This is a genomic window from Streptomyces griseoviridis (assembly GCF_005222485.1).
In the GTDB taxonomy this organism is placed as follows: Bacteria; Actinomycetota; Actinomycetes; order Streptomycetales; family Streptomycetaceae; genus Streptomyces; species Streptomyces hintoniae.
This window is the reverse complement of sequence record NZ_CP029078.1, coordinates 4,011,267-4,036,610: the sequence shown is the minus strand read 5'-3', so window position 1 is coordinate 4,036,610 and position 25,344 is coordinate 4,011,267. Positions and strand designations below refer to the sequence as shown.

Sequence of the window (25,344 nt, the reverse complement as noted above, 5' to 3'; positions counted from 1 at the left end):
GCGTGGCCCGGCCTGGCCCGGCGTGGAGGGTGGGGCGCGGAGGTCAGCTCAGGAACTGTCCCCGGTGGAACAGCAGCGGCTCCGCCGTCTCCCCCTCGGCGCCCAGCGCGTCCACCCGGCCCACCACGATCAGGTGGTCGCCGCCGGTGTGCACCGCGTGGACCGTGCAGTCGATCCAGGCGAGGACGCCCGTGAGCAGCGGTGACCCGGAGCGCGGGGCCGGGGTGTGGGCGACGCCCAGGAACTTGTCCGTGCCGCTCGCCGCGAACGCCCGGCACAGCGGGCCCTGGTCCGCCGCGAGGACGTTGACGCAGAAGACGCCGGCGCGGGCGATCCGGGGCCAGGTCGCCGAGGTGCGGCCCACCATGAACGCGATCAGCGGCGGGTCGAGGGAGAGCGACGTGAAGGACTGGCAGGCGAAGCCCGCGGGACCGGGGTCCTGGCCCGCAGGCGGCGCCGTGATCACCGTGACCCCTGACGCGAAATGGCCGAGGACGCGGCGGAACTCCGTGCGGTCGACCGGGGCCCGCTCGTCCTGCCGGACGCAGCGCAGACCGGTCGCCCGGCGGGCCGCCCCGGGGGCCGACCTGAGATAGCGCACTGCCGCTTCGGCCGTTCCCGCTTGTCCCATCACACCTTCATTGAAACTGACGGTACGTCAGATGGGAAGGCGGGCGGACCCGGTACTTCGGGACCGGTCGGCGGCTTTAGGGCCGCGCGGGGTCAACGGCCCCTGAACCGAGGGGTCTCACGGGTCACGAAGCACCGGATGCCCTCCTGGGCGTCCCGCGTCGCCATGTTCAGCTCCTGCGCCGCCGCCTCCGCCGCGAACGCCGCCGCGCGGTCCGACTCCAGGGAGGAGTCGACCAACTGCTTGGTCAGGGCCAGGGCGCGGGTCGGACCGCTCGCCAGCCGGGCCGCCCACTGTCCGGCCGTCGCCGCCAACTCGTCGTCCGCGACGACCCGGTTGACCAGGCCGAGGCGCTCCGCGTCCGCCGCGCTCAGCGCGTCGCCGAAGAACATCAGCTCCTTCGCGCGCCGCGGACCGATCAGCCGCGGCAGCAGATAGGCGCCGCCCGCGTCCGGGACCAGGCCCCGGCGGACGAACACCTCGATGAACCGGGCCGATTCGGCGGCCAGCACGAGATCGCACGCGAACGCCAGATGCGCGCCGAGGCCCGCCGCCGTGCCGTTCACGGCCGCGATCACCGGCTTCTCGCAGTCCAGAACGGCACCGATCAGCCGCTGCGCACCACGCCTGAGCACCCGCGAGACGTCCCCGACGACGCGCTCGGGGGGCGGGGTATCAGGTGTGCCAGGCGTCCCAGGCGTCCCAGGCGTCCCAGGTGTCCCAGGCGTCCCAGGTGTCCCAGGCGTCCCAGGTGTCCCCGCCCCCGTCCCGCCGCGCAGGTCCGCGCCCGCGCAGAAGCCCCGTCCGGTGCCCGTCAGGACCACCGCTCTGACCTCGGGGTCGGCCGAGAAGTCGGTGAACAGCTCGATCAGGCGGTCCCGGGCGCCGGGGGTGAGCGCGTTGAGGGCCTCGGGGCGGTCCAGGACGACGGTCGCGACCTGGTCGCTCACCTGATGGCGGACCGGGATCCTCATCGGCACACCGCCAGCGCGTCCAGCGCCACCGCGCCCTGCCCGCGCTCCAGCACCACCAGCGGGTTGATGTCCAACTCGGCCAGGTCCGAGCCGAGTTCGAGGGCCATCCGCTGCACCCGCAGGACCACCTCCACGAGGGCCTCGACGTCGGCGGGCGGGCGGCCCCTGACGCCGTCGAGCAGCGCCCGTCCGCGCAGATCGCCGAGGAGGTTCCTGGCCTCGTCCTCGCCGAACGGCGGTACCCGCACCGCGACGTCCCGCAACACCTCGACCAGGACACCGCCGAGCCCGACCGTCACCGTCGGCCCGAACAGCTCGTCGTGGGTGACCCCGACGACCATCTCGACGCCCCGCTCGACCATCTGGCAGACCAGCACGCCGTCGAGCACGACGCCCTCGAAGCGGGCGGTGTCCGTCAACTCCCGGTAGGCGTCGCGGACCTGGCTCGCGGAGGTGAGGCCGATCCTGACCAGGCCCAGCTCGGTCTTGTGGGCGATCCGCGCGCCGGACGCCTTCATCACCACCGGGTAGCCGACCAGACCGGCCGCCCGGACGGCCGCCGCCGCGCTGGTCACCAACTGCTCGCGGGGCACCCGGATGCCGTACGCGCGCAGCAGTTGCTTGGCCGCGTGCTCGCTCAGCTGCTGCCCGGGGCGCATCAGGGCGCGGGCCTTGCGGAAGGAGGGCGAGGGGGTGCGCGGGGCCTCGTCGAAGGGCGAGCGGTAGCCGGCCGTGAAGCGGTGGTGGGCGAGGTAGGCGCGGACGGCGGTGATGCAGTTGCCGACCGTGCGGAAGGTCGCCACCCGGGAGGAGCCCAACAGGACCTCGCGGTAGGCAGGTTCGGTGCCGACCGGGGAGCCCCACACCACGCACACCAGCTTGTCGGTCCGCTCGGCCGCGTCCACCAGGTCCCGCACCAGACGGTCGCTGAGCGGCGGGAAGGGCCCGGTGACCGGGCAGATCAGCACGCCGACCGACGGGTCGTCGAGGATCGCGTCGATGATCTTCCGGCCGCGGTGGTCGCCGACCGGGTGGCCGCCGTTGTCGACCGGGTTGGCGACGTTCAGGTAGCCGGGTATCCACTGGTGCAGTTCCGCCTGCTTGGCGGCGGAGAGGGCGGGCAGGGTGAGGCCCGCCTCGGTGGCGAGGTCGGCGAAGTGGGCGCCGGTGCCGCCGGATATGGAGTAGACGACGACGCCGTCGGCGCGCGGCGGCCTGGCCCGCGCCAACAGGGCTGCCGTGTCCTGGAGTTCGTCGAGTGCGTCCACCCGGATCACGCCGAACTGCCGCATGGCCGCGTCCACCACGGTGTCGGCGCCGGTCAGTTTGCCGGTGTGGGAGGCGGCGGTGCGGGCGCCGGTCTCGGTGCGGCCGACCTTGACGGCGACCACCGGGACCCCGCGCCTGGCCGCCCGGTCGGCGGCGAGCAGGAACGACCGGCCGTCCTTGAGGCCCTCCAGGTAGCAGGCGACGGCGCCCACCTCGGGCCGCTCGGCGAAGTAGGAGAGGAAGTCGGCGCTCTCCAGGTCGGCCTCGTTGCCGGTGGGCGCCCAGTGCGAGAGGCGGACACCGAGTTCCTGGAGGGCGAAGACCGGGCGGCCCTGGTGCCCTGACTGGGTGATCAGCGCGATCGCCGGTCCTTCGAGGTCGTCGCGGAAGCGCTCGAAGGCGTTCAGGTTGGTGTTGGGCCCCAGCAGCCTGATGCCGGTGCGCCGGGCGGCGGCGGTCAGCCGGTCCTGGGCCGCGAGGCCGTCGGCGCCGGTCTCCGCGAAGCCGGAGGCGAAGACGACCGCGAACCGTACCTTGGCCTCGGCGAGCCGCTCGATCACCGGAACCGGGTCGGACACCAACAGGACCGCCAGGTCGACCTGTTCGGGCAGATCGGCGACGGACGGCAGGCACGGGATGCCGAAGACGGACGGCCGGGTCGGGTGCACCGGGTGCAGCCGGGCGCCGACCCGTCCCGCCCACTCCACCAACTGCCGGGTGATGCCGGTGTTCGGGCGCCCCTCGGCGTCCGACGCGCCGACGACGGCGACCGACTCCGGCCGGAAGAACCGGTCGAGGTCGGGCACGTCGGCGTAGAGGGGCCGGCCGCTGACGTCGAGATCGCCGACGTCGGCGGGCCTGCCGTGGACGGCGGGCCCGGGTTGCTCGCCACAGGCGATGACCCGGGCCCGGCGGGAGTCGGTGGTGAGGGTGCCGTGGGTTGATCCAAGCATCGGTCCGCCCGCTCCTGTTGACAGCCATTACCTGACGCTCTGTCAGATTACTGAACTGACAAGCCGTCAGGAACTGCTGTGCACGCAAAGTTGAGCAGGCCGACCGGGCCCGCGCCACCCCGCCTCCCCGCCCGGCGGGACCGGGCGGGACCGGTGGGCCGCTCGGCGGTGACCCTCTGGAGGGACAGGACGGTGTGGCACGGCCGACCCTGATGACGTTCGCGTGCGCGGCCCCGGCCGGGAGCAGTGTCACCCCGGCCACCGCGCCGAGCACCGCCGCCCGCTTCCGCGCCGCCCGCGCTCCACGTGGTCATGCCCATCGCGCTGCTCCTCCGTCCGGGGCCGTGCCCCGGTGTCCGTACAGGTCAGATCGGCCGGACCAACCCGGACCGCACCCGCACCAACGAAAGAAGCCCGCACACGACACGTGCACGTCAACCGTCCCGCGGACGCCCGTCCGGCGTCCGCCCAGGTCGTCGCCCGACGACCGGCGGCGCTACTTCGCGGACGCGTCCTCGCGGCGGGCGGCCCGGCGCCGATCCCGGGCGACCGCCTTCGCTATCTTCTCCGCGTCGCGGGCCAGTTCCCGCAGCATGCCGCTGATCGGGTTGGTGAACCCGGTGAAGTGCAACCCCGGCGCGCGGGCCGCCGTGCGCGCCCCGTGGGCGACCGGCCTGCCGCGCCCGTCGAGGACGTCGAGATGGCCGACGAGCCCTTCGAGGCCCCGCGTGTACCCGGTGGCCGCGATCACCGCGTCCGGCGAGAGCAGGGTGCCGTCGGCGAGCCGCACCTTGCCGTCCTCGAAGCCGTCGACGGCGGCCACCACCTCGACGGACCCGGTGCGGACGGCGTCCACGAGGCCGACGTCGAGGACGGGCACCGCGCCCTCCTTGACCCGGCTGTAGAGGCCGGTGTCCGGGCGGGGCAGGCCCCGCGCGGTGAGGTCGGGGACGCTGATCCGGCTCACCGGCTTCGCCAGCCGGTCGACCAGCCGCACCGGCAGCCGCCTGATCAGCACGCTGGTGTACTGGGCGGGCCAGCCCAGGGTGGAGCGGCGCACGATGTGCGGGGTGGTGCGGACCGCGAGCCTGACCCGGGCGGCCCCGCCCTCCACGAGGTCGACGGCGATCTCGGCGCCGGTGTTGCCGACGCCGACGACGAGGACGTCACGGCCCGCGTACGGCCGCGCGTTCCGGTACTGCCCGGCGTGCGTGAACTCGCCCGTGTAGCCGTCGAGTCCGGGCCAGTCGGGCAGGCGCGGGGTGTGGTTGAAGCCGGTGGCGACCACGACCGCGGAGCCGGTCAGCTCCCGCCCGCCGGTGGCCCGCAGCAGCCAGCCCGCGCCGTCGGGCGCGCGCTCCACCCGGGAGACCTCCACCCCGGTGACGATCTCCAACTCGTGGTGTTCCGCGTACTTCTCCAGGTACCGCACCACGTTGTCCCGGGCCACCCAGCGCCCGAACCGCCGGGGTATCGGCAGTCCGGGCAGCGCCGAGAGCCGCCGTGTGGTGTGCAGCCGCAACCGGTCGTAGTGGCCGCGCCAGGACGCGCCGACCGCGTCGGTCCGCTCCAGGACCACGGCCCGCACGCCCCTGGCACGCAGCGCGTACGCCGCGGAGAGTCCGCCGGGGCCGCCGCCGATGACGTATACGGGACGGTCTGCGTGCTTCGGTCCGGCGGTCGGTGCGCACGGTGAGGAGTCGGCCATGAGCGCGAGCGTAATCACGCACCGGGTTGATGGGTCTCGGTCAAGACCGGAATTGGTTGCGGATTGATCACGCCTGGGGGAGGGGGATGTGCGCGCCGGGGGTGGCGCGCCTACGGCGAACCGTCCGCGCCCGCGGCCCCAAGGGCGTATTCGCGCCTGCCCCTTGGCCGGGCGGGGGGTGCGGGATTTTCGGTGACGGCGACTTCCCTCTCGGCAATCCAGCGCATCTGACGTACCGTCAGATTTATGGATGCGATCTGGCTCGACGGGGCCGAGTGGCTCGCGATACTCCGCATCGGCCTCGGCCTGTGGTGGCTGGAGAGCTGGCGGCACAAGGACAAGCGCGGCTGGTTCGAGCGCGGCACCGGCATCGCCTGGGCCGCCGACGTGGCGTCCAAGCACCGCTGGAGCGCCGTCCGCACCGGCTTCGAGACCGTCGTCGCACCCCGGCCGCGCGCGATGGCGTACGTCGTCGTCTACGCCGAACTCGCCCTGGGCCTCGGCCTCGTGGCCGGGTTCCTGACCCCGGTCGCCCTGGCCGGCGGGCTGCTCCTGAACGTCCTCTACTTCACCCTCATGATCCACGACTGGGCCGAGCAGGGGCAGAACGCGATGATGGCGCTCGCCTCGGCGGTCGCCCTCTTCGCGATGGCCTGGCAGACCTGGTCCGTGGACAGCGCGCTCGGACTGTTCCGGTGACGGCGCCCGACGCCCCGGGCCACGACCGGCCGGAGCCCGACGCCTTCACCCTGGCCTACTGGGAGGCGGCGGCCGAGGGGCGCCTGCTGCTGCGCCGCTGCGGGGCGTGCGGGCTGGCCCACCACTACCCGCGCGAGTTCTGCCCGCACTGCTGGAGCGAGGACGTGGGCTGGGAGCGGGCGAGCGGCCTCGCGACCCTCTACACCTGGTCCGTCGTCCACCGCAACGACCTGCCGCCCTTCAAGGGGCGCACCCCGTACGTCGCCGCGGTGGTCGACCTGGCCGAGGGGCCGCGGATGATGACCGAGGTCGTGGGAGCGGCGGACGGCGACCTGCGGGCGGGGGCGGAACTGCGGGTGACGTTCCGGGAGGGGGTGCCGGTGTTCGTGATGCGGGCGGGAGACGGGTGAGCAAGGGGGTGAGAGGGAGGGGCGGGTGAGGTCTGCGGCGACCGGGCCCGGAGGAGCGGGGGGCGGCCCCGGCAGGGCGGGCGACCGGGCCCGGAAGGGCGGGCGACCGGACCCGGGAGGGCGGGGGCGGCCCCGGTGCAGCGGGTGCCCGATCCCGGCCGCCGGTGACCAGGGGCGGCGGGTGGTCCGGGCGGCAATCCGGGGGCGGGAATGTCCGGCAACGGCTTGAATGGGCTGATGGCCTCCATGGAACAGCACTCCTTCTCGCAGCCCCCGCAGCCCCCGCAGCCCCCGCAGCCCCAGCAGCCCCAGCGGTCTCCGCTGTCCCCGCAGTCCCGGCAGTCCCCGCCCCGCGCGCTGAGTGTGCCGTCCTCGCCCTTCCCCGTCCTGCACGGGCACGGACTGCGCCTGCGCCACTGGGACCACGCCGACGAGGCCGACGTCGAGGCGTGGCTGCGCGGCAGGACCGATCCGGAGTTCCAGCGCTGGAACACCCCGCTCAAGGAGATGAACGACCTCGTCGACGCCCGCGCGTCGCTCGCCGAGAAGGCGCTGGCCGCCGCCGAGCGCACCGCGGCCACGTACTGCGTGACGGACGCGGCCACCGGCGCGACCCTCGGACACATATCGGTCGAGGCGATCAACCCCGTCATGCGGACCGGCCGGATCGGGTACTGGGTGCTGCCCGAGGCGCGCGGACGCGGGGTCGCCAGCCGCGCCCTGGCCATCGTCTCCCGCTGGGCGCTGACCGAACTGGGGCTTCAGCGACTTGAGTTGGGGCACGCCATCGGGCACGAGGCGTCCTGCCGGGTCGCCGAGCGGTGCGGGTACCCGTACGAGGGGACACTGCGCGGCGCGATGTTCGAGGCGGGCCGGGTCGACCGGTTCCGGGACATGCACCTGCACGGGCGGACCGCCCAGGACCCGGAGCCCGAGCTGAAGCCGTACGTCGAGGACGGGGGAGGGGACGGGGACGGCGGCGGGGACGGCGGGCCCGCCCAGGGGGCGTGACACCACCGGCGCGCGCCCCATCGACGCCGACGAACGCGCCGTGCGCGCCCGGCGCCGCCCACGGGAACGTCACCGTTCGCCCCGCCGCACCCCACCACCCTCCCCGCGGACGGCGATGTGGGCCGCGTCCGACCGGTCACGCCGGGTGCGCGCGGGCGAAGCTCACCGGGCCCGCCCGCCGAGCCGGCGCTCGGGCCCGCCGTCGGCCTGCCGGTTCGTGGACGCGTGCCGCACGGCGTGCTGATGGCGCGGTTTCCGCCAGGCCCCGAGTGATACTCGGGCGCATGCCGGAAACCGACCTCCACACCCTGCTGAGATCCGTGCGCGTCTGGGCCCCCGACGCCACCGAGCTGCGCCCCTTCGACCCGGCGGTGGCCCCCGCGACCCCGCTCGCCCTCTTCACCCGCTGGTTCGCGGACGCGGTCGCGGCCGGGCAGCCCGAGCCGCACACCATGTCGCTCGCCACGACCGACGCCGACGGCCGCCCCGACGCCCGGATCGTGATGCTGCACGGCGCGGACGCCGACGGCTGGGCCTTCGCCACCCACGCCACCAGCCGCAAGGGCCGTCAACTGGCCGCCCAGCCGCACGCGGCCCTCGTCCTGTACTGGCCGGTACTCGGCCGCCAGGTGCGGGTGCGCGGGCCCGTCGTCGCGGCGCCGTCCGAGGAGGGCCAGGCCGATCTGCACGCCAGGACGACGGGCGCGCTCGCGGCGGCCCTCACCGGTCGGCAGAGCGAACCCCTCGCCTCCCTCAGCGAGTTGGAGAGACGCTCGCGGGAGGCGTGGGAGCGGGCCAGGGCCGAGCCGGGCACCCCGTCGCCCACCTGGACCCTGTACCGGCTGCGCCCCACCGAGGTCGAGTTCTTCCAGGGCGACCCGGACCGCCGCCACGTCCGGCTCCGCTACGAGGACACAGGCGAAGGCGCCGACGACGGCGGTGCCGGCACCGGCGGCTGGCGACGGGTGCTGCTGTGGCCGTGACCGGGACGGGACACCGGGGCCGCCGTCGCGCCCGTCACAGCGCCAGCGCCCCCGCGACCACCAGGCAGGTCCCGATGGCCAGGGCCACCGCGTTGAGGACGAAGTCCAGCCTTGCGGCTCGGAGTTGGGCGGCCGGATCCATGGTGAGGACGGCCGGGTCGTCGGGCGCGTAGTGGACCGTGACGTCCCGGCCCCGCGCGTCCCCGGGGTCGGGCAGCCCGGTGGGGCAGCAGGCGAGGACGGCCGTGTCCTCGCGCGTGGTGAAGGCGACGACCGGCACCAGGGTGGTGAAGGTGTTGCCGTCGCCGTCGGTGCCGGCCCGCTTCAGCACGGCGACGACCCGGCCGGGGACGGCCGCCATCGCGGCCGGCCGCGCCAGCCCGCGCCGCGTCCCACGGATGTTCCCCGGCAGGTGGCAGAGGATCAGGACGGTCCACGGCACCCCGGCGCCGAGCAGCGCCCAGGGCCGGCCCCGGTCGACCGACACGACGACGACCACGCCGACGTAGGCGAGGAGGACCGCGAGGTTCGGCCGGGCGAGCCCGCGCCGGTTCTCGTCCGGGTCGTCGGTGAAGCGGAAGGCGTGCGGGCGGCCCGGCGGGTAGCGGACGCCGATCTCCCGGCCCACCCAGGCAGCGGTGACCGTGTCGCCGTGGTCACCGTCGTTCGTCACGGTGAACTCCCGCCCGCTGGACGGGTCGTGGAAGGAGACGACGACCGGTATCCCGTCGCCTGGCGACCCCCCGTGCCGGGGCTCGCGCACCCGCTCGATCCGGCCCATGACCCGCACCGCGCGCTGCGCCCCGCTGGTCCCGGTCAGCGACCTCCCGTACCCGACGAGCGCCGCCACGCCGAACACCGCGCACCACAGCGCCAGATACCCGTACCGGTCCATGTGCCCTCTCCCGCCGTGTCCGCGATGCCGCCGCCCTCCCGCGCCGGTCCCGTGACGGAGGTCAGCCCGCCCGGGTGCGCCGCACCACGTGGCCGTCCCCGTCCGCCTCAAGCGAGGCCGTGCCCTCGGACCCGCTCACCAGGACCCTGATCCTGACCGAGCCGCCCACGCCGTCCACGACGACCTGCCAGGTCCGCGCGGTGCGCACGCCGAGCGTGCCGGTGGCCTCCTCGACCAGGGCGGGCACGCGCGCGGCGGGCAGGGAGCGCGGGTCGAACCCGGGAGCGCGGCTGCCGGTGGGCGCGAACACGACCGTGAGCAGGCGCTCCTGCACGACGACGGTGAGCGCGTCGTGGCTCCCGCCGTCCCCGGTGAGCCCGTCGACGGCCCGGCCCAGCTCACCCTCGTCGAGGAACGACTGGCCGGGGCCGAGGGTGACGGTGCCGGACGACGACGAGACGACCGTGCTCGACGTCGTGGACGACACGGACGGCGGCGCGGCGGAGGGCTCGGCGCTGCCCGCGTCGGACAGGTCGGCGCGGAAGGGCATCAGCACGGCGGCCGCACCGCACACCAGGCCGAGGAGCACCACCAGGCACGGCGCCCTGGTCGGTGACGGGTCGCGCACCAGGGCGGGGCCGGGCACCGAGTCGATCCGGGCGCCCGCCGCCCGTTCCTCCCACTCGGGGGTGGGACGCTTCACGATCCTCACCCGCCAGGGCCGTTGGGTCGGGTACTGGACCACCAGGACACCGCCCGGACGGTAGTCGGGCAGGTCGACGAGGTTGATGTCCTGCCTGGTCTCGACCCGGTAGGCCGGGGCGTCGTCGGGCGCGACGGTGAGAACGAACCGCACCGGCACGTCACCCGACTCGCCCCCGACGGCCTCCAGGCTCTCGATCACCGCGAGGGCCGTCGCCGGCGGGATCGCCGCCTCCCTGGCCCGCCGCGGCGCCCCCGCGAGGAGGTACAGCAGCCCGTACACCACGGGGGCGCAGAGTCCCGAGAGGATCAGCGGCACCCGCTCCAGGACCACACCCACGACGAGAGCGGTCAGCGACGCCGCGACCACACCGCTCGTGAGGAAGCCCAGGGCGGCGGAGGCGGGCGTGACGCGCGCGGGCTGCGTGACCGGGGTGGTCGTCATACGGCGATTGTGCAGGGCCGGGATGACGGCCGACAGACCTGTGAATGACCTTCCGCCGACCGGCGCGGGCCCTGTCCACGGAGCGGCGGGTGGGGAGGGGCAGCCGCACCCCCTTATCGGGCCCGGCCACCCCCTCACCGGGCCCGGCCACCCCCTCACCCAGGACCGCCACCCCCTCACCGGCCCAGCACCACCGTCCCCGACGAGCAGAACCACCCTCCGGTCCCCGACGCCACCCCGAGGCGCGCGATCTGTCCGTCCCGTCCCCGCACTTGGCGTTCCCCGGCCTCGCCGCGCAGTTGCCGCACCGCCTCCACCAGCAGGAACAGGCCCCGCATCCCGGGGTGTTGGCAGGAGAGACCGCCGCCGTCGGTGTTCACGGGCAGCTCACCGCCCGCCACCCGCAGCCGTCCCCGCTCCACGAACGCGCCGCCCTCGCCCTTCGCGCAGAACCCGAGATCCTCCAGCGTCACCAGGGTCATGTACGTGAAGGCGTCGTACAGTTCGGCGAAGTCCATCTCCTCGGGGCGCACCCCGGCCCGCTCGAAGGCCAGCCGGCCGCTCACCGCCGCGGGGGAGACCGTGAAGTCCGGCCACTGGGACATCGCCGCGTGCGAGACGTGCTCGCCGGTGCCCAGCACCCACACCGGCGCGGTCCGGCAGTCCCGTACGTACTCCTCGGCCGCCAGCAGCACCGCCGCCCCGCCGTCCGAGCGCAGACAGCAGTGCAGCTTCGTGAACGGATCGGCGATCATCGGCCCGGCCAGCACCTCGTCCACGGTGAGCGGGGTGCGGAACATCGCCTCGGGGTTCAGTGCCGCGTTCGCCCGCGCCTGCACCGCGACCTGCGCCAACTGCTCGATCGTAGTGCCGTGTTCGACCATGTGCCGGCGGGCCGCCATCGCGTACTTGGCGATCAGCGTGTGCCCGTAGGGGACCTCGAACTGGAGCGGGCCGCGGGCGCCGAAGGAGAGGTCACCGGTGCGCCGGCCCGCCCTGATGTCGGCGCGGGCCGTGGAGCCGTAGACCAGCAGCACCGCGTCGGCGTGGCCGGCGGCGATGGCGTCCGCGGCGTGCGCGGCCATCACCTCCCAGGTCGAGCCGCCGACCGCCGTGGAGTCGACCCAGGTGGGACGCAGGCCCAGATACTCGGCCACCTCGACCGGGGCCAGCGTGCCGAGGCCCGCCGAGCCGAACCCGTTCACCTGGCGGGGGTCGAGGCCCGCGTCCGCCAGCGCCCTGCGGGCCGCCTGCGCGTGCAGCCCGTACGGGGTCGCGTCGTCCAGACGCCCGCAGTCGGACAGCGCCGCCCCCACCACCGCGACCTTACGGCCGCCCGACGTCCCGACCTCGGCCATGCGCGGTCACCTCCCGCTCTCCTCTGTCCAACTCGTGCCCCGGCTCCTAATATGACGGACCGTCAGATCCGGAGGGAAGTGCCATGGACGCCAGCTTCACCGCCGAACAGGACGAGATCCGCCGTACCCTGCGCGAACTCCTGCGCAGCCGCTGCGGCCCCGAGGAGCTGCGCGCCGCCGTCGACCGGCCGTCCGGCCACGACCCCGCCCTGTGGGCCGCCCTCGCCGGACAGCTCGGCCTGCCCGCGCTCGCCCTCCCCGAGCGGTACGGCGGTGTCGGCTGCCCCTTCGCCGACCTCGCCCTGGCCTGCGAGGAGACCGGCCGCGCCCTCGCGCCGTCCCCGCTGCTCGCCACCACCGTCCTCGCCGCTCCGCTGCTGCTGGCCCTCGGCACCGAGGCGCAGCGCGCGGGGCTGCTGCCCCGGCTGGCGGAGGGGAGCCTCACCGCCGCCCTCGCGGTGCCGGGACCGGCGCTCGCCACCGCCCTCGCGCTGACCGGCGCGGCCGGCGACGAGTGGGCCGGCGGTGGCCGCGCGGGGGGCGTGCAGGCCCGCCGGACGGGCACCGGGTGGCGGCTGTACGGGGAGGTCGACCAGGTGCTCGACGGGCACAGCGCGGCGCTGCTGCTGGTCGCCGCGCACAGCGGCGGCTTCGCCCGGTCCCGGACGCTGATCTTCCTGGTCCGCGGGGACGCGCGGGGCGTCACCCGCGCCCGGCGCACCGCGCTCGACGCGACCCGGCCCCAGGGGCGGGTGCAACTGCGCGATGTGGAGGGCGAGTTGCTGGGCGAGGAGGACGCCGATGTGCTCGGGGCGCTGGCCGCCGTCGGGGACCGGGCGGCGACGGTGCTCGCCTGCGAGGCCGTCGGAGCCGCCGGGCGCGCGCTGGAGACCACGGTCGAACACGTGGCCCGCCGCGAACAGTTCGGCCGCCCGATCGGCTCCTTCCAGGCCGTCAAGCACCGCCTGGCCGACGTGTACGTCCGCCTGCAATCAGCCCGCTCGGCGGCCTACTACGCGGCGTGGGCGAGCGGACGGCCGGAGGGCGCGACCGGAACGAAGGGGAGGCCGGAAGGGGCGCCGGAGGGCGTTGCCGGGACGCCGGGGAGGCCGGCCGGGGCGTCGGACGTGGACGGCGGGTCCGCCGCGCCTGCCGGGGGAGGCGTGGGGCGGGTCGGGGGGCTGGCGCTCGCGCAGGGGCTCGACGCGCTGCGGTGCGCCGCCGCCGAGGGGATCCAGCTGCACGGCGGGATCGGGTTCACCTGGGAGCACGAGGCGCATCTGTACTTCAAGCGCGCGGCGGGCGACGAGCTGCTGTTCGGACCTGCCCACCGACTGCGGGCGCACGCGGCGGACAGCGCGCGTCTCTTCGAGGGAGGAGAGGTCACGGTGTGAACGGACGGGCACCGAACCACGCCCCGATACTCAGACGGCGCCGAACTCCCCGTCTCTGACGCCTGCGACGAAGGCGGCGAACGCGGTGATCGGGAGGGCGAGCACGGGTCCGCGCGGGTCTTTCGAGTCGCGGACGGGGACTATGCCGGTGCTGGTCGTGTGCGCTGGGGCCCATTCGACGCAGGAGCCGCCGCTGCCACTGTACGAGGACCTGATCCATGGGGAGGAGGGAGTGTCGATCATCACGGTGTGCCCTTTCGTGCCTCGTTGATCGCGGCGACGGAGGCCGCTTGGGAGAGTGCTTCGGCCTGTAGCTGATGGTAGGCCCTCACCAGTGGCAATACGGAAGTGATCTCCCTGTCCAGATGGCCGTTGGTCTCGGACTCGACGTAGGACATCACGGAGCGGTCGGGCAGAGTCAAGAGGTTCACCAGCCTGTTGAACGGACGGCGCTCGCCTATGGCGAAAGGGGCCAGTTGGAGGACGGTGTGCGGCTGTTCGGCGAACTCGATCAGATGCGCCAACTGCCGTCGCATGACCTCCGCGCCTCCGATCGAGCGATGGATGCAGCTCTCGTCCAGGACCACGATCACTATGGGCGCGATGCGCCGCGTCAGAGCTGCTTGCCGTTCCGCCAGGGACTCCACACGCTCCAGGGCTTGTTCGGTAGTGAGTGTGCCCCGCCTCACGTGTCCCTCTTCAATGGTTCTCGCGTACTCAGGTGTCTGAAGCAGCCCTGGGATCACTCCCACGTCGAAGAGTCGGATCTCTGCGGCACGGACCTCGTGTGCCAGGTACTCCGGGAAACCCTCCAGCAAGCTGCCGTTCCGCAGTTCCCTCCAGGCGCGTTCGAATGATTCGGGCGTTCCTGCGAGGCCCAGTGCCGCGTCCAGGCTGCGCGAAAAACGGAGAGTTGGCGGCTTGCGGCCAGTTTCGATCGCAGAGATATGTCGGCCGGAGTAGCCGACCACCTCGGCCAGTTCGTCCTGCAGCCAGCCATGTTCTTCGCGTGCCGTGCGTACGCGGGCGCCGAAGGCTGCTCGCGGACTTGCTTCTGGATTCAACTCCCTACGGTTTACCAACGTGTCCTCCGATTTCAGAACGTTGAAGACACGCTGACTCTAGGTCACTCTGAGCGCTCCCAGTAGTGGAACGACTACAGAGCGGAGCTGATCATGTCTGTCGACGGTGTTTCCGCCGAGCGGCAAGCTCTTTCGACCGCCCCGGCCCTCGGTGCCCTCTTGGTGCACACGCGGGAGCGGGTCGGGAGGATCCGGGGCGAGTTGTGCGGTCGCTGGTGCCTGTGTCCCGTAACGGGCGCCAGGGAGAGGGACGTTGATCCCGTCGACCTCGCGCCGCGTCTTCGGGTGGCCGGCGCGGGGTGGGGGCGGGCGCACGGGGTCCACCTCGTCGGGCCTGCCTTCCCCGGGGCCTTGGAGGACGCGTCATGAGGCCCTGTGACGCAGTCGGACGGCCCCCGCTCGACGAACTGCTCCGGCAGCTCCGTCGCGTCGGGGAGGACCTCGGGGAACCGCACGCGTACGAGGGGGAGGTCGCGTGCGAGCCGGTGGCGGGGCACGGCGGAAGCCATGCCGCCTACCTGTGCGAGATCGACCCCGACACGCAACTGTGGGTGCTGTGGGACGCGGCCGGGTTCACGTACGCCCTGCTGCCGCCCTGTCCCGCGCGCGGCCCCCGCGAGGACACGGTGTGCCATCTCTTCGACGGTCACGAGCCGGGGCACTCGTGGGAACTCGGGGCATGCCGGTCGTGCGCGGGGCGCGGGGCATGCTGAGCGGCCTTCGTGTTCCTTCGCCGGGGCGAAGCGCGTCGCGTCGTCGTGGGTGACGGGCTGCTCAGCTGCGCGGACTCGGGTCCCTACGACCGCGTCATGGCGACCGCCGGGGTGCGCCGGGTGCCTCCCGCGTGGATCGGGCAGACCCGGTCGGGCGGGGTGATCCTCGTGCCCTGGGGCACGTCCTACGGGAACGCGGACGCCGTCCTGCGCCTGACGGTCAGGGGGACATCGCCGAGGGGCCGTTCCTGCGTGCCGTGGAGTTCATGAAGGCCAGGGCGGAGCGGGGTCCGGGCGTCCACCATGACGGACATCTTCTGGCGGGCCCTTTCGAGGACGCGGAGCGCGGCGTCACGGACGTCACCGAGGAGAAGTTGGTCACCGGTACGGGCAGCGGCTCGCCTCCGTGTGGCAGTCGGGGCCGCGGCGGCTGTGGGGCGAGGTGCTGGCCGCCTACCTGGGGTGGCGGGAGCGCGGCGCCCCCGAGGTCGGCCGGTTCGGGCTCGCCGTCGACCGGTCAGGGCAGCGCGTCTGGTTCGACGGGCCGCAGGGTGAGGTCTGGGCCGTCCCCGCGGAGGGGTGAGCCCGTCCTCGTCGGCGCGGGTCCGCGAGGGGTTGAGGCGTCCCGACGGCGCCCTGGGGAGAGAACGGGTCCCCGGTGTCGAGTCGGCCGCACGGACAGCGCGGCAGGCGGCGGCCCGTTTCGGGGACAACCGCCGCCTGCCTGACAGGACTCGGGCCAGTAGCCGTCCGCACGGCTACTTGGTCGGCTTCTTTCCGGTCACGCCCAGATGAACCAACAAGGCCAGGTTCGGCTTCAGTTCGGCCTGCTTCACACCCCAGCTCTGGAATCCCTTCTGGTGCGAGGCGACCGCCGCGAGCATCGCGACCAGCGAACCGGCGACCGCCGCCGGGTTCACGTCCTTGTCGACCCTGCCCTTGGACTGCAACTCCGCGACGGAGTCGGCCAAGGAGTTGTTGACGGAGTTGAGGATCTTCATCCGGATCTTGTAGAACCGCTTGTCACCCTCGGCCGCGCCGAGATCGACGACCCTGAGGATCGCGTCGTTCTTCCGCCAGAACTCCAGGAAACCGTCCACGAGTTCCTGCGCTGTCTGCCAGCCGGCCTTTCCCACCCAGCTGCGGCCGGCCAGCAGCTCGGTCAACCCGGCTCCTTCGGCGGCCATTTGATCGGCGATCTCCAGGACGGCACCCTCGACGTCCGGGAAGTACTGGTAGAAGGTCGCGGGCGAAGTCCCCGCCTTCCGGGCGACATCGATGACCTTGACGTCCCGGTAGGGGGAGGAGCTGAGCATCTCGCTGAGGCAGTCGAGCAGCTTCTGCCGGGTCGCCTGCCCACGTCGGCCGGCCACGCGGCCGTCGACGGTACGCACTTGTCCTGTCATGCCGTCAGCTTACCGAGGGGTGATGGGAGCGCGATTCGGCCGACTGCAAATGGGGTGCACGAGGTCCCGGAGGGGGCTGTGCCTGGTCTGCGGGGTGCGCGCGTCGCCGTTACTTTGGCGCTATGGCCGAAAATAGGGCATCCGCATACGGAGAGGGCGTCCCCTGCTGGGTGGACGCGCAGCTTCCCGACGTCGCCGCGGGCAAGCGGTTCTACGGTGATCTCTTCGGGTGGACGTTCCCCGAGGCCACCGAGGGCCCTGGGGGCGGCGCCGAGGGCTCTGGGGGAGCCGAGGGCGTTCCGGGCGCCGAGGGTGCTCCGGGCGCTGGGCGCGCTGGGACCGCTGGGGCTGCTGGGGCCGCTGGGGCCTCGGCGGGCTTCGGGAGTCCCGGCGGTCCGGTCGTGGCCCGGCTCGGCGGGGAACCCGTCGCCTCGCTCGCGCCGAAGAAGGACGGGCGGATGCCCACCGTCTGGACGGTGTACTTCGCCACCCCGGACGCCGAGGCGCTCGCCGACCGGGTCTGGGCGGCCGGCGGGCAGGTCGTCACCGCGCCGCTGCCGGTCGCCGACCTCGGCGTCACCGCCCTGGTGGCGGATCCGGAGGGCGCCGTCTTCGGGCTCTGGCAGCCCAACCGGCACCCCGGTTTCGGGCGGCGGCACGAGCCGGGCACGTTCGCCTGGGCCGAGCTGTACGCGCGGGACACCGAGACCGCCAACGACTTCTACGGCGGCCTCTTCCACGACGCCCTGTTCGGTCCCGGCGCGGAGCCCGACTTCGGGCGGGCCTCGGTCGGGGAGGCGTTCGCGGCCGAGATGCCCCCGCACTTCGTCGTCCACTTCCGGGTCGAGGAGTGCGAGGCCGCCGTGCGCACCGTCGTCAGGCTCGGCGGGCGGGTCCAGGTGCCGCCGTTCGAGACGTCGTACGGAAAAGTGGCGGTCGTCATCGACAATCAAGGGGCGTCGTTCGCCGTCCTCCAGCGCTGACCAGGCATCTTTTGTCTCGGTATGGGGGCAGGCACCCAGATTCGTGCCCGGGTTCGCAACCTGTGGCCAGGACAGGAAGAATCAGGGTGCGTGCCGCCATGGCGGTGCGGTGGTGAGACGCTGCACGGGGTCGCGCCCATAAGTCGGTGGCGCGGCCCGTACGGGGAGGTGGCAGGCAAGTGGTGGATCAGCTGACGCAGCACGATCCGCGGCGGATCGGGCCGTTCGAGGTGCTGGGACGGCTGGGTGCGGGCGGCATGGGGCTGGTCTATCTCGCGCGCTCGGCGTCCGGGCGCCGCGTGGCGATCAAGACGGTCCGTACGGAACTCGCCGAGGACCAGCTGTTCCGGGTCCGCTTCACCCGCGAGGTGGAGGCGGCCCGCGCGGTCTCGGGTTTCTACACGGCGGCCGTGGTCGACGCCGATCCCCGCGCCGCCGTGCCCTGGCTGGCCACCGCGTACGTGCCGGCGCCGTCGCTCGAGGAGATAGTGAACGAGTGCGGGCCGATGCCGGCGCAGGCCGTGCGCTGGCTCGCCGCGGGGGTCGCCGAGGCGCTCCAGTCGATCCACGGCGCCGGTCTCGTGCACCGTGACCTGAAGCCGTCCAACGTGCTGGTCGTCGAGGACGGCCCGCGCGTCATCGACTTCGGCATCGCCTCCGGCGTCTCGAACACCCGTCTGACGATGACGAACGTCGCGGTCGGCACCCCCGCCTACATGTCCCCCGAGCAGGCCAAGGACTCGCGCAGCGTGACCGGCGCGAGCGACGTCTTCTCGCTGGGCTCGATGCTGGTCTTCGCCGCCACCGGCCACCCGCCGTTCCACGGCGCCAACCCGGTCGAGACGGTCTTCATGCTGCTGCGTGAGGAGCCCGACCTGGAGGGCCTGCCGGACGAACTGCGCCCGCTGATCGACTCCTGCATGCAGATGGAGGCCACCGGCCGCCCCAACCCGGCCGACCTCCAGTCCCAGCTCGCCCCGCACCTGTTCGGGTCGGGCTCCGACGACAGCGGCACCGCGTCCGCGTGGCTGCCCGAGCGCGCGGTCGGACTGATCGAGGCCCGCCGCAACGGCCGTCCCGCCCCGAAGCCGGGCCAGCCGCCCGCCCGCGGCGCCGGCGCGGCCAGACCCGCGCCGCTGCCCATCCCGCCCCCGCCCTCCCACGACCCGGTCGTCCCTGCGCCCCCGGTCCCGGTCGGCGCCCCCGCGCCGGGACCGGTCAGGCTGGCCGGCGCCCAGGTGCCGATCGGCCCAGGACCCCGGGTCTCGGACGTCCGCGCCGCCGCCGTCAAGGCGCCGCCCCCGGAGTCGGCGCTCGCCGCCTCCTGGTCCAAACCGCGCCCCGGCGTGAACGGCGCCGACCCCGTCGTCCCCGCGCCTCCCGCGCTCCCCCCGGAGACCGTCAACGGCGCCTGGCGCCCCTGGCGGTTCCGGATGTCGAACGACGTCTGGGGCACCCCGTCCGTCGACGGCGACCTCGTCTACGTCACCTCCTTCGAGGTGCACGCCCTGGACGTCGCCACCGGCCGCCGCCGCTTCAAGACCCGCGACGTCGCCTGGTCGATGGCGGTCGCCGACGGCCGTATCCACGCCTCCGACGGCCCCACCCTCTTCGCCCTGGAGGCCCGCGAGGGCGCCGACCTGTGGCGGCTGTCCACCGACGCGTGGGTGTACTCCATCCAGGCGGACCGCGGCACGGTCGTCACCGGCAGCCGCGGCGGCGGGGTCCAGGCGTGGGAGGCGTCCAGCGGCCAGAAGCTGTGGGAGGCCACCGGCTGCCAGACCGACTTCGAGTCGCCCGAGGCGGGACCCGCCGTCCACGAGGGCACCGTCTACATCTGGCAGGACGCCCGGCTGCGCGCGCTTGACGCCCGCACCGGCGACGAACGCTGGTCCTACCCGATCGGCGACGCGGCCTCCTGCGGCGGCGTACCGGTCCGCCTCACGCACGCCCCCGACGGCTACGTCTACGTCTCGGCCGGCACCCGGGTGCTCGCCATCGAGGTCGCGGGCGGCCATGTGAAGTGGCACTTCGAGGCCCCGGCGGCGTTCCTCTCGCCGCCCGCCTTCGTGCCGGGCCCGGCCGTCACCGGCGGCGGGGTCTACCTCGCCGACTACCTCGGCACCGTCTACGCCCTCGACGCCGCCGACGGCCGCGACCGCTGGCGCATCGCCACCGAGTCCCGCGCCTCCATCGACCCCGTCCTGGTCGCCGCTGGCCATGTCCACGTCGGCAGCGGCAAGGGCCTCTACACCCTGGACGCGGTCACCGGAACACCCAAATGGCGGTTCCAGTCGGGCGGCGACATCGTGGGCGCCCCGGCGGTCGCGGAGGGCCGTATCCACTTCGGCTCCACCGACCACCTCCTCTACACCCTGAAGGCCGACGACGGCCGCCTCCGCTGGAAACTGGCCACGGGCGGCGAGATCACCGGCTCCCCTGTCGTCCGCGACGGCGTCGTCTACGCCTGCAGCAAGGACCGCTGCGTGTACGCGCTGGACGCGGAGAAGGGGACGGGAACAGCCAGGACGGCGTGAGGGGGAGCGGCCGCCGGGATCTCCTCCAGGTGCCCCCATCACGGTGACATGACCGTGACAGTCGGTCCCTACAGTGCCCCCATGCACACACGGGGAAGCACGATCAAGTACACGGCGGTCGCCGCGCTCACGGTTCTCGCGCTGACCGGGTTCTCCACCGGCCGGCACGGGAGCCGGCACCACGGCCACGGCGACAGCACCGGCGGCGGATGCAGCAACTCACGCCAGGACCACGACAGTTCCACGAGCGCGGGCCGCAGCGCCACGGCTGACGACGACTACGGCTACGGCGACAGCTACGGCACCGGGGGCGCCGGCGCCCCCACCGATCCCACGAACCGCCGTCCCGGATACCGCTCCACCCCCACCGCCTCCTCCGCGACCGGCGGCAGCGGACAGGCGGACGGCACCGCGAAGCTGGTCAGCTGCGCCACCACCCGCGACCCGTACACCACGGTCGCCGTCACCAACCCGAACGGCCGCAAGGGCACCTTCGCGGTCCGGGTCGACTTCGAGAACTCCGCGGACCTGGCGTTCGCCACCCGCTCGGCCACGATCACGGTCGCCGCGAAGGACACGGCGACCGTCCGGGTGAAGGCCCCGGACGACCTGGTCGCGGCCGTCGACCACTGCGTCGTCGAACGGCGGGCGGAGATCAGGTAGGTGGACGTGGGCGTTCCCGCTCAGGCGCGGCCCAGTGGATGGTCGGAACCCTCGGCGACGAGTTCTCCCTGGGCCTGGGAGCCGCCCCGCAGGCGGCGGTCGCGCTGGGTGGTGCCGAACGCGCCGTACGGGTAGCCGCCCGGCGCGGGGGCGCTGACCTTCTCGAGTGCGGCGCCGGCCTCGTCGTCGAGGGTGAGGTCGGCGGCTGCGACGCTGTCGTGCAGCTGGGCCAGGGTGCGCGCGCCGAAGATCGGTGCGGTGACGCCGGGCCGGTCGGCGATCCAACTCAGGGCCACCTGGGCGGGGGTGGCGCCGCTCTCTCCCGCGACGCGCACGACCTCGCCGATGGTGGCCCAGTTGCGGTCGAGGGACGCGTACTCGGCCGACACGTACTGGTACAGCTCGTTGGCCGAGCCGGCCCGGGTGTCGGGGGCGGGCGTGGTGCCGCGCTGGTACTTGCCGGTGAGGAAGCCGCCCGCCAGCGGGGACCAGGGCAGCAGGCCGATGCCGTTGTGCAGGGCGGCGGGGACCATCTCGAACTCACTCTCCCGGGACAGCAGGCTGTACTGCTGCTGGAGCGTGAGCGTGAGCGGGACGTGGACGCCCATCGCCCTGGCCGTGGAGACGGTCAACTGGAGCTGCCAGCCGGTGAAGTTGGACAGCCCGGCGTAGTGCACTTTCCCGGCGCGGATCGCGTCGTCCAGGAAGGACAGCGTCTCCTCGACCGGGGTGTGCGCGTCCCAGCCGTGCAACTGGTACAGGTCGATCGTCTCCACACCGAGGCGGCGCAGGGAGGCGTCGAGGGCGCGGCTCAGGTGACGGCGGGAGAGGCCGAGGTCGTTGACGTCCGGGCCGGTCGGGAAGCGGCCCTTGGAGGTGAGGACGACGCGGTCGGTGACGTCGGCGGGCCGGGCCGCCAGCCAGCGGCCGATGATCCGCTCCGAGACGCTGCCGGAGTAGACGTCCGAGGTGTCGACCAGGTTGCCGCCTGCCTCGACGAAGGCGTCGAGCAGCGCGAACGACTCCTCCTCGGTGTTCTCGGTGCCGAAGTACATGGTGCCGAGGGCCAGCTTGGACACGGCGACACCGGAACGACCGAGCGTGCGGTACTTCATCGCTTCCGTTCCTTCCAGGGGTGCGGGTGGGGTGTGCGGGCGATCCGGCGCCTCAGGGGAGAGGCACCGCGCCCTCACCATGCAACCGGGGGCCGCGGGGATGTGGGAGTCCACGCCGTGAGGGGTACCCGCGGGGACTCCCATCGGTTCGGTGTCCGATCGGCATCCATGCAGTTCAGTGCCCTGCTCTGCTCTGTCCCGTTGGGGACGGGCGGCTCTGGGGGCCGGGTGCCGGGTGCCGGGTCAGCCTTCCGCGTCCGTCTCCTCGGGCGCCTCCGACTGCCCTGATCCCTCTGATCCCTCTGACGCCCGGTCGCCCGTCGTCGCCGCCCAGGACGCCAGCAGCTTCAGGCCGTCCTCCGACGCGCTGCCGGGCGCCGCGCTGTAGACGGCCACGCACACCTGGTCGTCGGCGGCCAGGAACATCGTCTCGTGGTCCAGGTCGAGGCGCCCCACCACCGGATGCCGGAACCGCTTCGTCCCGTCCCGGAAGACGCGTACGTCCTGCGCGCCCCACAGCACCCGGAAGGTGTCGCTGCGCGTGGACAGCTCGCCGATCAGGTCGGACAGCGCGCGGTCGTAGGGGTCCTTCGCGGCGGCCACCCGCAGCGCGCCCACCGCCGTCCGGGCGATCTGCTCCCAGTCGACGTAGTACTGCCGGGCCGCCGGGCTGAGGAAGCAGAAGCGGGCCGTGTTGGCCGCCTTGCCCGAGGCGTCCTCGAAGGCCGGCGCGTACAGGGCCCGCGCGAGCGGGTTCGCCAGCAGGACGTCGAAACGCTGGTCCGTCACCAGCACCGGCAGCGTCGGCATCGCGTCCAGCATCCGCCGCACCCCCGCCCGGACCGCCGGACGCGCCGGGGCGCCCCGCCGCGCCCGCGCGGAGCCCGAGGCGGTGGCGCGCAGGTCGTACAGGTGCGCCCGCTCCGTGTCGTCGAGGCGCAGCGCTCGGCCGAGCGCGTCCAGGACGGCGTCCGAGGCGCCGCCGAGACCGCCTCGCTCCAGCCGGGTGTAGTACTCCACGCTCATCCCGGCGAGCAGGGCGACCTCGTTGCGGCGCAGTCCCGTCACCCGGCGGTTGCCGTACACGGGCAGACCGGCCTGCTCCGGCGTGACCCGGTCGCGGCGGGACTTCAGGAAAGCGCGGATTTCGGCCCGGTTGTCCATACCGTCAGGGTAGGCGTGGCCCGCCCGCGGAGAGAGTCCCTGCCAGGGCCCCCGTCGGCCACACCGTCAGGCGCGCCGTCCGCTCCGTCCGCCCCGCCATCGGGTGTCCCCACCCCGGCCGCCTCCGTGACGGCGGTCCCGGGCCCGGCCCCCTGGGGTGTGTCTCACAGGGTCGGGAGCGCCGTGGCGTCGGCCGGGGTGGTGGTCCGTGAGGTGCGCCGCTGGAGCAGGAACTGGCGGACCGCCAGGGCCGTGCCCAGCGCGGCCCCGGTCCAGACGACGGTCTCCGCGACCACGATGGACGCCGTCACGGTGAGGTGCGGCCTGGGTGGTATCAGCAGCATCTGGGCCGCCGCGCCCGCAGGCACCGTCAGCGCGGCGAGCAGACCGACCGCTCCCGGGCGTCGGGCCGCCGCGCCGATCGCGCCGAGGACCGAGCCGAACGGCACCGACACCATCACCCAGAGGAGGGTGTCCGTGCCGCCGTCGAAGACCACCGTGTCCATGGCGTAGTACGCCGTCGAGGCGACCGCCAGCGACACCACTCCCGCCGCCGCGCCCCGGACGAGACCGGCGATCCCCAGCCCCGCCCCCGCCCCCGCCCCCGTCCCCGCCACCGTGCCCCGGGCGGGCCCTGCGGCTCTCAACCCCGTCCCCGCCCCCGCGCCCCGGACCGAACCTGCTACCCCCAGCCCCGCTGCCGCTCCCGCCCCCGCCAGGACCGCGAGCGCTGCCCAGGACCAGCCGGCGTCCAGCAGCAGACTCAGTACCTTGGCCGTCCGGCCGGGGACGGTGCCCGTCAGTGGCGCTCCCAGCCGGGAGTACGGCGACGACAGCGCGTTCGCCAGCGAGGTCGCCGCCCCGAACACCGCCCCTGAAGCCGCCGCCACCGCGACCCTCCCCGTTGCGATCTTCATACCGTCGACCCTATGCGCGGAGGAAAGCGCTCCGGTCGCCGTCGCGCCGCTCCGATCCGCGCCGCCCCGCTCCGCTCCGCTCCGATCTGCGCCGCGCCGCGCCGCTCAGGTCCCCCGGACGCCGCCTCAGCGCACCTCGAACTCCGTGCCCCGCGCGCCGAACAGCGCCGACTGCTCCCGCGCCGGCAGGTTGCCCAGTGCGATCAGGTGCGGGGCCTGGGCGAAGCCGGCGGCGAGGGCCGTCTCCCTGGCCGCCCACAGCGCCCGCACCGTGCCCTGCACGGCCACCGTCGGGTACCCGGCGACGACGGTCGCGCTCCGCACCGCGGCGGCCAACGCGCCTCCTGGCGACGTCACTTCGGAGACCAGGCCGATCTGGTGGGCGCGGGCCGCGCCGATCCGTTCCGCCGTGCCGAGCAGCGCCATCCGCGCCACCTCCCCGTACGGCATCCGCGCCGCCATCAGCATCGACTCGTACGCGCTGACCATCCCGTACGTGGTGTGCGGGTCGAAGAACGTGGCGCCGGGGTCGGCGACCACGAACTCGGCCTCGCCCAGCAGGTAGAAGGCCCCGCCGCAGGCCATGCCGGTCACCGCGGCGATCACCGGTTTCCACAGGTCGTTGGATTTCGGGCCCGCCCGCAGCAGCGGATCGTCCGTCATGTAGGGCGAGTCGGGCTGCGGGACCTCGGTGCTCCGGTCGATGCCCGTGCAGAACGCCCGGTCCCCCGCCCCGGTGAGGACGATCGCCCGCACCGCCGCGTCGAACCGCAACGCCCGCCACACGGACCGCAGTTCGTCACGGGCCGCGAGGTCGATCGCGTTGAGGCGGTCCGGCCGGTCCAGGGTGACGACGGCCACGCCGGTCGAGGCGTCGGTGTCCAGCCGTACCGTCACGGCCGCTCCCGCACCCATTGCGGCAGGCCCGTGCCGTCGAACACCACCCGCACCCTGGCCCCGATCCTGATCTGCTCGGGCGGTACCGAGTCGAGCCGCGCCCCGGCCTCCGTGACGAGGTTGCCGACCAGCCGCACCCGCGGGGCGTCGTCGAGTTCGACGACGATCACGTTGTAGGGGGCCTGCGCGGCGTAGTCGGGCAGCAGGGGCGGGTGCGGGACGACGTACGACCAGATCCGGCCGTGGCCGCTCACCCGGCGCCACTCCTGGCCGAACGACTGGCAGTGCGGGCAGCAGGGGCGCGGCGGGAAGCGGAACGTGCCGCAGTCCGCGCACGCCTGGATGTGCAGCCGGCCCGCGCGGGCGTGCTCCCAGAAGGGGGCGCCGTCGGGGTCGACGACCGGGGTCAGCAACGCCATCAACTCCTCTCCGTGA

At 73.9% G+C, this 25,344-nt stretch carries 26 protein-coding genes; 11 read left to right on the top strand and 15 right to left on the bottom strand.

What is annotated here, in order from left to right; all coding sequences use genetic code 11:
* Window positions 1-43: 43 nt before the first annotated feature.
* The 4 genes from DDJ31_RS16990 to DDJ31_RS16975 form a co-directional block, all read right to left on the bottom strand.
* Entirely contained in the window at window positions 44-631 is a 588-nt protein-coding gene (locus tag DDJ31_RS16990) for a flavin reductase family protein (protein WP_127179444.1), read from the bottom strand.
* Window positions 632-723: 92 nt separating this feature from the next.
* Complete coding sequence (locus tag DDJ31_RS16985; protein ID WP_127179445.1) at window positions 724-1,605, bottom strand: enoyl-CoA hydratase/isomerase family protein; 882 nt, start codon at window positions 1,603-1,605, stop codon at window positions 724-726.
* On the bottom strand, window positions 1,602-3,827 hold the full coding sequence (locus DDJ31_RS16980; protein WP_127179446.1) for an acetate--CoA ligase family protein: 2,226 nt from the start codon (window positions 3,825-3,827) through the stop codon (window positions 1,602-1,604). Before DDJ31_RS16980 ends, DDJ31_RS16985 begins: the two co-directional genes overlap by 4 nt.
* Window positions 3,828-4,323: 496 nt before the next feature.
* The gene (locus DDJ31_RS16975; RefSeq protein ID WP_127179447.1) at window positions 4,324-5,535 is read right to left on the bottom strand and encodes a flavin-containing monooxygenase; all 1,212 of its coding nucleotides are present in this window, start codon (window positions 5,533-5,535) and stop codon (window positions 4,324-4,326) included.
* Window positions 5,536-5,781: 246 nt separating this feature from the next.
* On the opposite strand from DDJ31_RS16975, the gene DDJ31_RS16970 reads away from it, so the two are divergent.
* The 4 genes from DDJ31_RS16970 (at window position 5,782) to DDJ31_RS16955 (ending at window position 8,638) form a co-directional block, all read left to right on the top strand.
* Window positions 5,782-6,234 carry a DoxX family protein gene (locus tag DDJ31_RS16970; protein ID WP_127179448.1) on the top strand — a complete coding sequence of 151 codons (453 nt, stop codon included), beginning with the start codon at window positions 5,782-5,784 and terminating at the stop codon, window positions 6,232-6,234.
* Window positions 6,231-6,644 carry a Zn-ribbon domain-containing OB-fold protein gene (locus DDJ31_RS16965; protein WP_171480837.1) on the top strand — a complete coding sequence of 138 codons (414 nt, stop codon included), beginning with the start codon at window positions 6,231-6,233 and terminating at the stop codon, window positions 6,642-6,644. The genes DDJ31_RS16970 and DDJ31_RS16965 overlap by 4 nt, the downstream gene beginning before the upstream one ends.
* A 237-nt stretch (window positions 6,645-6,881) precedes the next feature.
* Window positions 6,882-7,655, top strand: a complete 774-nt coding sequence (locus tag DDJ31_RS16960) for a GNAT family N-acetyltransferase (RefSeq protein WP_240678182.1) — start codon at window positions 6,882-6,884, stop codon at window positions 7,653-7,655.
* Between the two features lie 284 nt (window positions 7,656-7,939).
* A complete protein-coding gene (locus DDJ31_RS16955) occupies window positions 7,940-8,638 on the top strand; it encodes a pyridoxine/pyridoxamine 5'-phosphate oxidase (protein ID WP_127179449.1) in 699 nt (232 codons plus the stop codon).
* A 34-nt stretch (window positions 8,639-8,672) separates the two neighbouring features.
* Here DDJ31_RS16955 and DDJ31_RS16950 read toward each other — a convergent pair whose 3' ends face one another.
* From DDJ31_RS16950 to DDJ31_RS16940, 3 genes are all read right to left on the bottom strand, one after another.
* Window positions 8,673-9,533: a DUF3592 domain-containing protein gene (locus DDJ31_RS16950; RefSeq protein ID WP_127179450.1), complete on the bottom strand. Its 861-nt coding sequence runs from the start codon at window positions 9,531-9,533 to the stop codon at window positions 8,673-8,675.
* A gap of 61 nt (window positions 9,534-9,594) precedes the next feature.
* Window positions 9,595-10,680: a hypothetical protein gene (locus tag DDJ31_RS16945; RefSeq protein WP_127179451.1), complete on the bottom strand. Its 1,086-nt coding sequence runs from the start codon at window positions 10,678-10,680 to the stop codon at window positions 9,595-9,597.
* Between the two features lie 176 nt (window positions 10,681-10,856).
* A complete protein-coding gene (locus DDJ31_RS16940) occupies window positions 10,857-12,038 on the bottom strand; it encodes a thiolase C-terminal domain-containing protein (RefSeq protein ID WP_127179452.1) in 1,182 nt (393 codons plus the stop codon).
* A gap of 83 nt (window positions 12,039-12,121) precedes the next feature.
* Here DDJ31_RS16940 and DDJ31_RS16935 point away from each other — a divergent pair, with 83 nt between their 5' ends.
* Window positions 12,122-13,432 carry an acyl-CoA dehydrogenase family protein gene (locus DDJ31_RS16935; protein ID WP_127179453.1) on the top strand — a complete coding sequence of 437 codons (1,311 nt, stop codon included), beginning with the start codon at window positions 12,122-12,124 and terminating at the stop codon, window positions 13,430-13,432.
* A gap of 30 nt (window positions 13,433-13,462) precedes the next feature.
* Here the strand turns inward: DDJ31_RS16935 and DDJ31_RS16930 are convergent, their stop codons facing one another.
* On the bottom strand, window positions 13,463-13,675 hold the full coding sequence (locus DDJ31_RS16930) for a DUF397 domain-containing protein (RefSeq protein WP_127179454.1): 213 nt from the start codon (window positions 13,673-13,675) through the stop codon (window positions 13,463-13,465).
* Entirely contained in the window at window positions 13,675-14,514 is an 840-nt protein-coding gene (locus DDJ31_RS16925) for a helix-turn-helix domain-containing protein (protein WP_127179455.1), read from the bottom strand. Before DDJ31_RS16925 ends, DDJ31_RS16930 begins: the two co-directional genes overlap by 1 nt.
* Before the next feature lie 365 nt (window positions 14,515-14,879).
* On the opposite strand from DDJ31_RS16925, the gene DDJ31_RS16920 reads away from it, so the two are divergent.
* The 3 genes from DDJ31_RS16920 to DDJ31_RS16910 all read left to right on the top strand — a co-directional run bounded on the left by DDJ31_RS16920 (window position 14,880) and on the right by DDJ31_RS16910 (window position 15,810).
* Entirely contained in the window at window positions 14,880-15,227 is a 348-nt protein-coding gene (locus tag DDJ31_RS16920) for a hypothetical protein (protein ID WP_127179456.1), read from the top strand.
* A 9-nt stretch (window positions 15,228-15,236) separates the two neighbouring features.
* Complete coding sequence (locus DDJ31_RS16915) at window positions 15,237-15,497, top strand: hypothetical protein (protein ID WP_253302955.1); 261 nt, start codon at window positions 15,237-15,239, stop codon at window positions 15,495-15,497.
* Between the two features lie 136 nt (window positions 15,498-15,633).
* Window positions 15,634-15,810: a hypothetical protein gene (locus DDJ31_RS16910; RefSeq protein WP_164784796.1), complete on the top strand. Its 177-nt coding sequence runs from the start codon at window positions 15,634-15,636 to the stop codon at window positions 15,808-15,810.
* A 175-nt stretch (window positions 15,811-15,985) separates the two neighbouring features.
* Here DDJ31_RS16910 and DDJ31_RS16905 read toward each other — a convergent pair whose 3' ends face one another.
* Window positions 15,986-16,633 carry a TetR family transcriptional regulator gene (locus DDJ31_RS16905; protein WP_240678184.1) on the bottom strand — a complete coding sequence of 216 codons (648 nt, stop codon included), beginning with the start codon at window positions 16,631-16,633 and terminating at the stop codon, window positions 15,986-15,988.
* Window positions 16,634-16,755: 122 nt separating this feature from the next.
* On the opposite strand from DDJ31_RS16905, the gene DDJ31_RS16900 reads away from it, so the two are divergent.
* The 3 genes from DDJ31_RS16900 (at window position 16,756) to DDJ31_RS16890 (ending at window position 20,816) form a co-directional block, all read left to right on the top strand.
* A complete protein-coding gene (locus DDJ31_RS16900) occupies window positions 16,756-17,616 on the top strand; it encodes a VOC family protein (RefSeq protein WP_127179457.1) in 861 nt (286 codons plus the stop codon).
* 179 nt (window positions 17,617-17,795) lie between these two features.
* The gene (locus DDJ31_RS16895) at window positions 17,796-20,153 is read left to right on the top strand and encodes a serine/threonine-protein kinase (RefSeq protein WP_127179458.1); all 2,358 of its coding nucleotides are present in this window, start codon (window positions 17,796-17,798) and stop codon (window positions 20,151-20,153) included.
* A gap of 81 nt (window positions 20,154-20,234) precedes the next feature.
* Window positions 20,235-20,816, top strand: coding sequence for a hypothetical protein (locus DDJ31_RS16890; RefSeq protein ID WP_127179459.1), 582 nt, complete (start codon window positions 20,235-20,237; stop codon window positions 20,814-20,816).
* Between the two features lie 20 nt (window positions 20,817-20,836).
* Here the strand turns inward: DDJ31_RS16890 and DDJ31_RS16885 are convergent, their stop codons facing one another.
* From DDJ31_RS16885 to DDJ31_RS16865, 5 genes are all read right to left on the bottom strand, one after another.
* Window positions 20,837-21,931, bottom strand: coding sequence for an aldo/keto reductase (locus DDJ31_RS16885; RefSeq protein ID WP_127179460.1), 1,095 nt, complete (start codon window positions 21,929-21,931; stop codon window positions 20,837-20,839).
* A 243-nt stretch (window positions 21,932-22,174) separates the two neighbouring features.
* Window positions 22,175-23,095: a helix-turn-helix transcriptional regulator gene (locus tag DDJ31_RS16880; RefSeq protein ID WP_127179461.1), complete on the bottom strand. Its 921-nt coding sequence runs from the start codon at window positions 23,093-23,095 to the stop codon at window positions 22,175-22,177.
* A 164-nt stretch (window positions 23,096-23,259) separates the two neighbouring features.
* On the bottom strand, window positions 23,260-24,012 hold the full coding sequence (locus DDJ31_RS16875; RefSeq protein WP_164784948.1) for a hypothetical protein: 753 nt from the start codon (window positions 24,010-24,012) through the stop codon (window positions 23,260-23,262).
* Between the two features lie 126 nt (window positions 24,013-24,138).
* Entirely contained in the window at window positions 24,139-24,927 is a 789-nt protein-coding gene (locus DDJ31_RS16870) for an enoyl-CoA hydratase/isomerase family protein (protein WP_127179462.1), read from the bottom strand.
* A complete protein-coding gene (locus DDJ31_RS16865) occupies window positions 24,906-25,322 on the bottom strand; it encodes a Zn-ribbon domain-containing OB-fold protein (RefSeq protein WP_127182752.1) in 417 nt (138 codons plus the stop codon). Before DDJ31_RS16865 ends, DDJ31_RS16870 begins: the two co-directional genes overlap by 22 nt.
* Window positions 25,323-25,344: the final 22 nt, after the last annotated feature.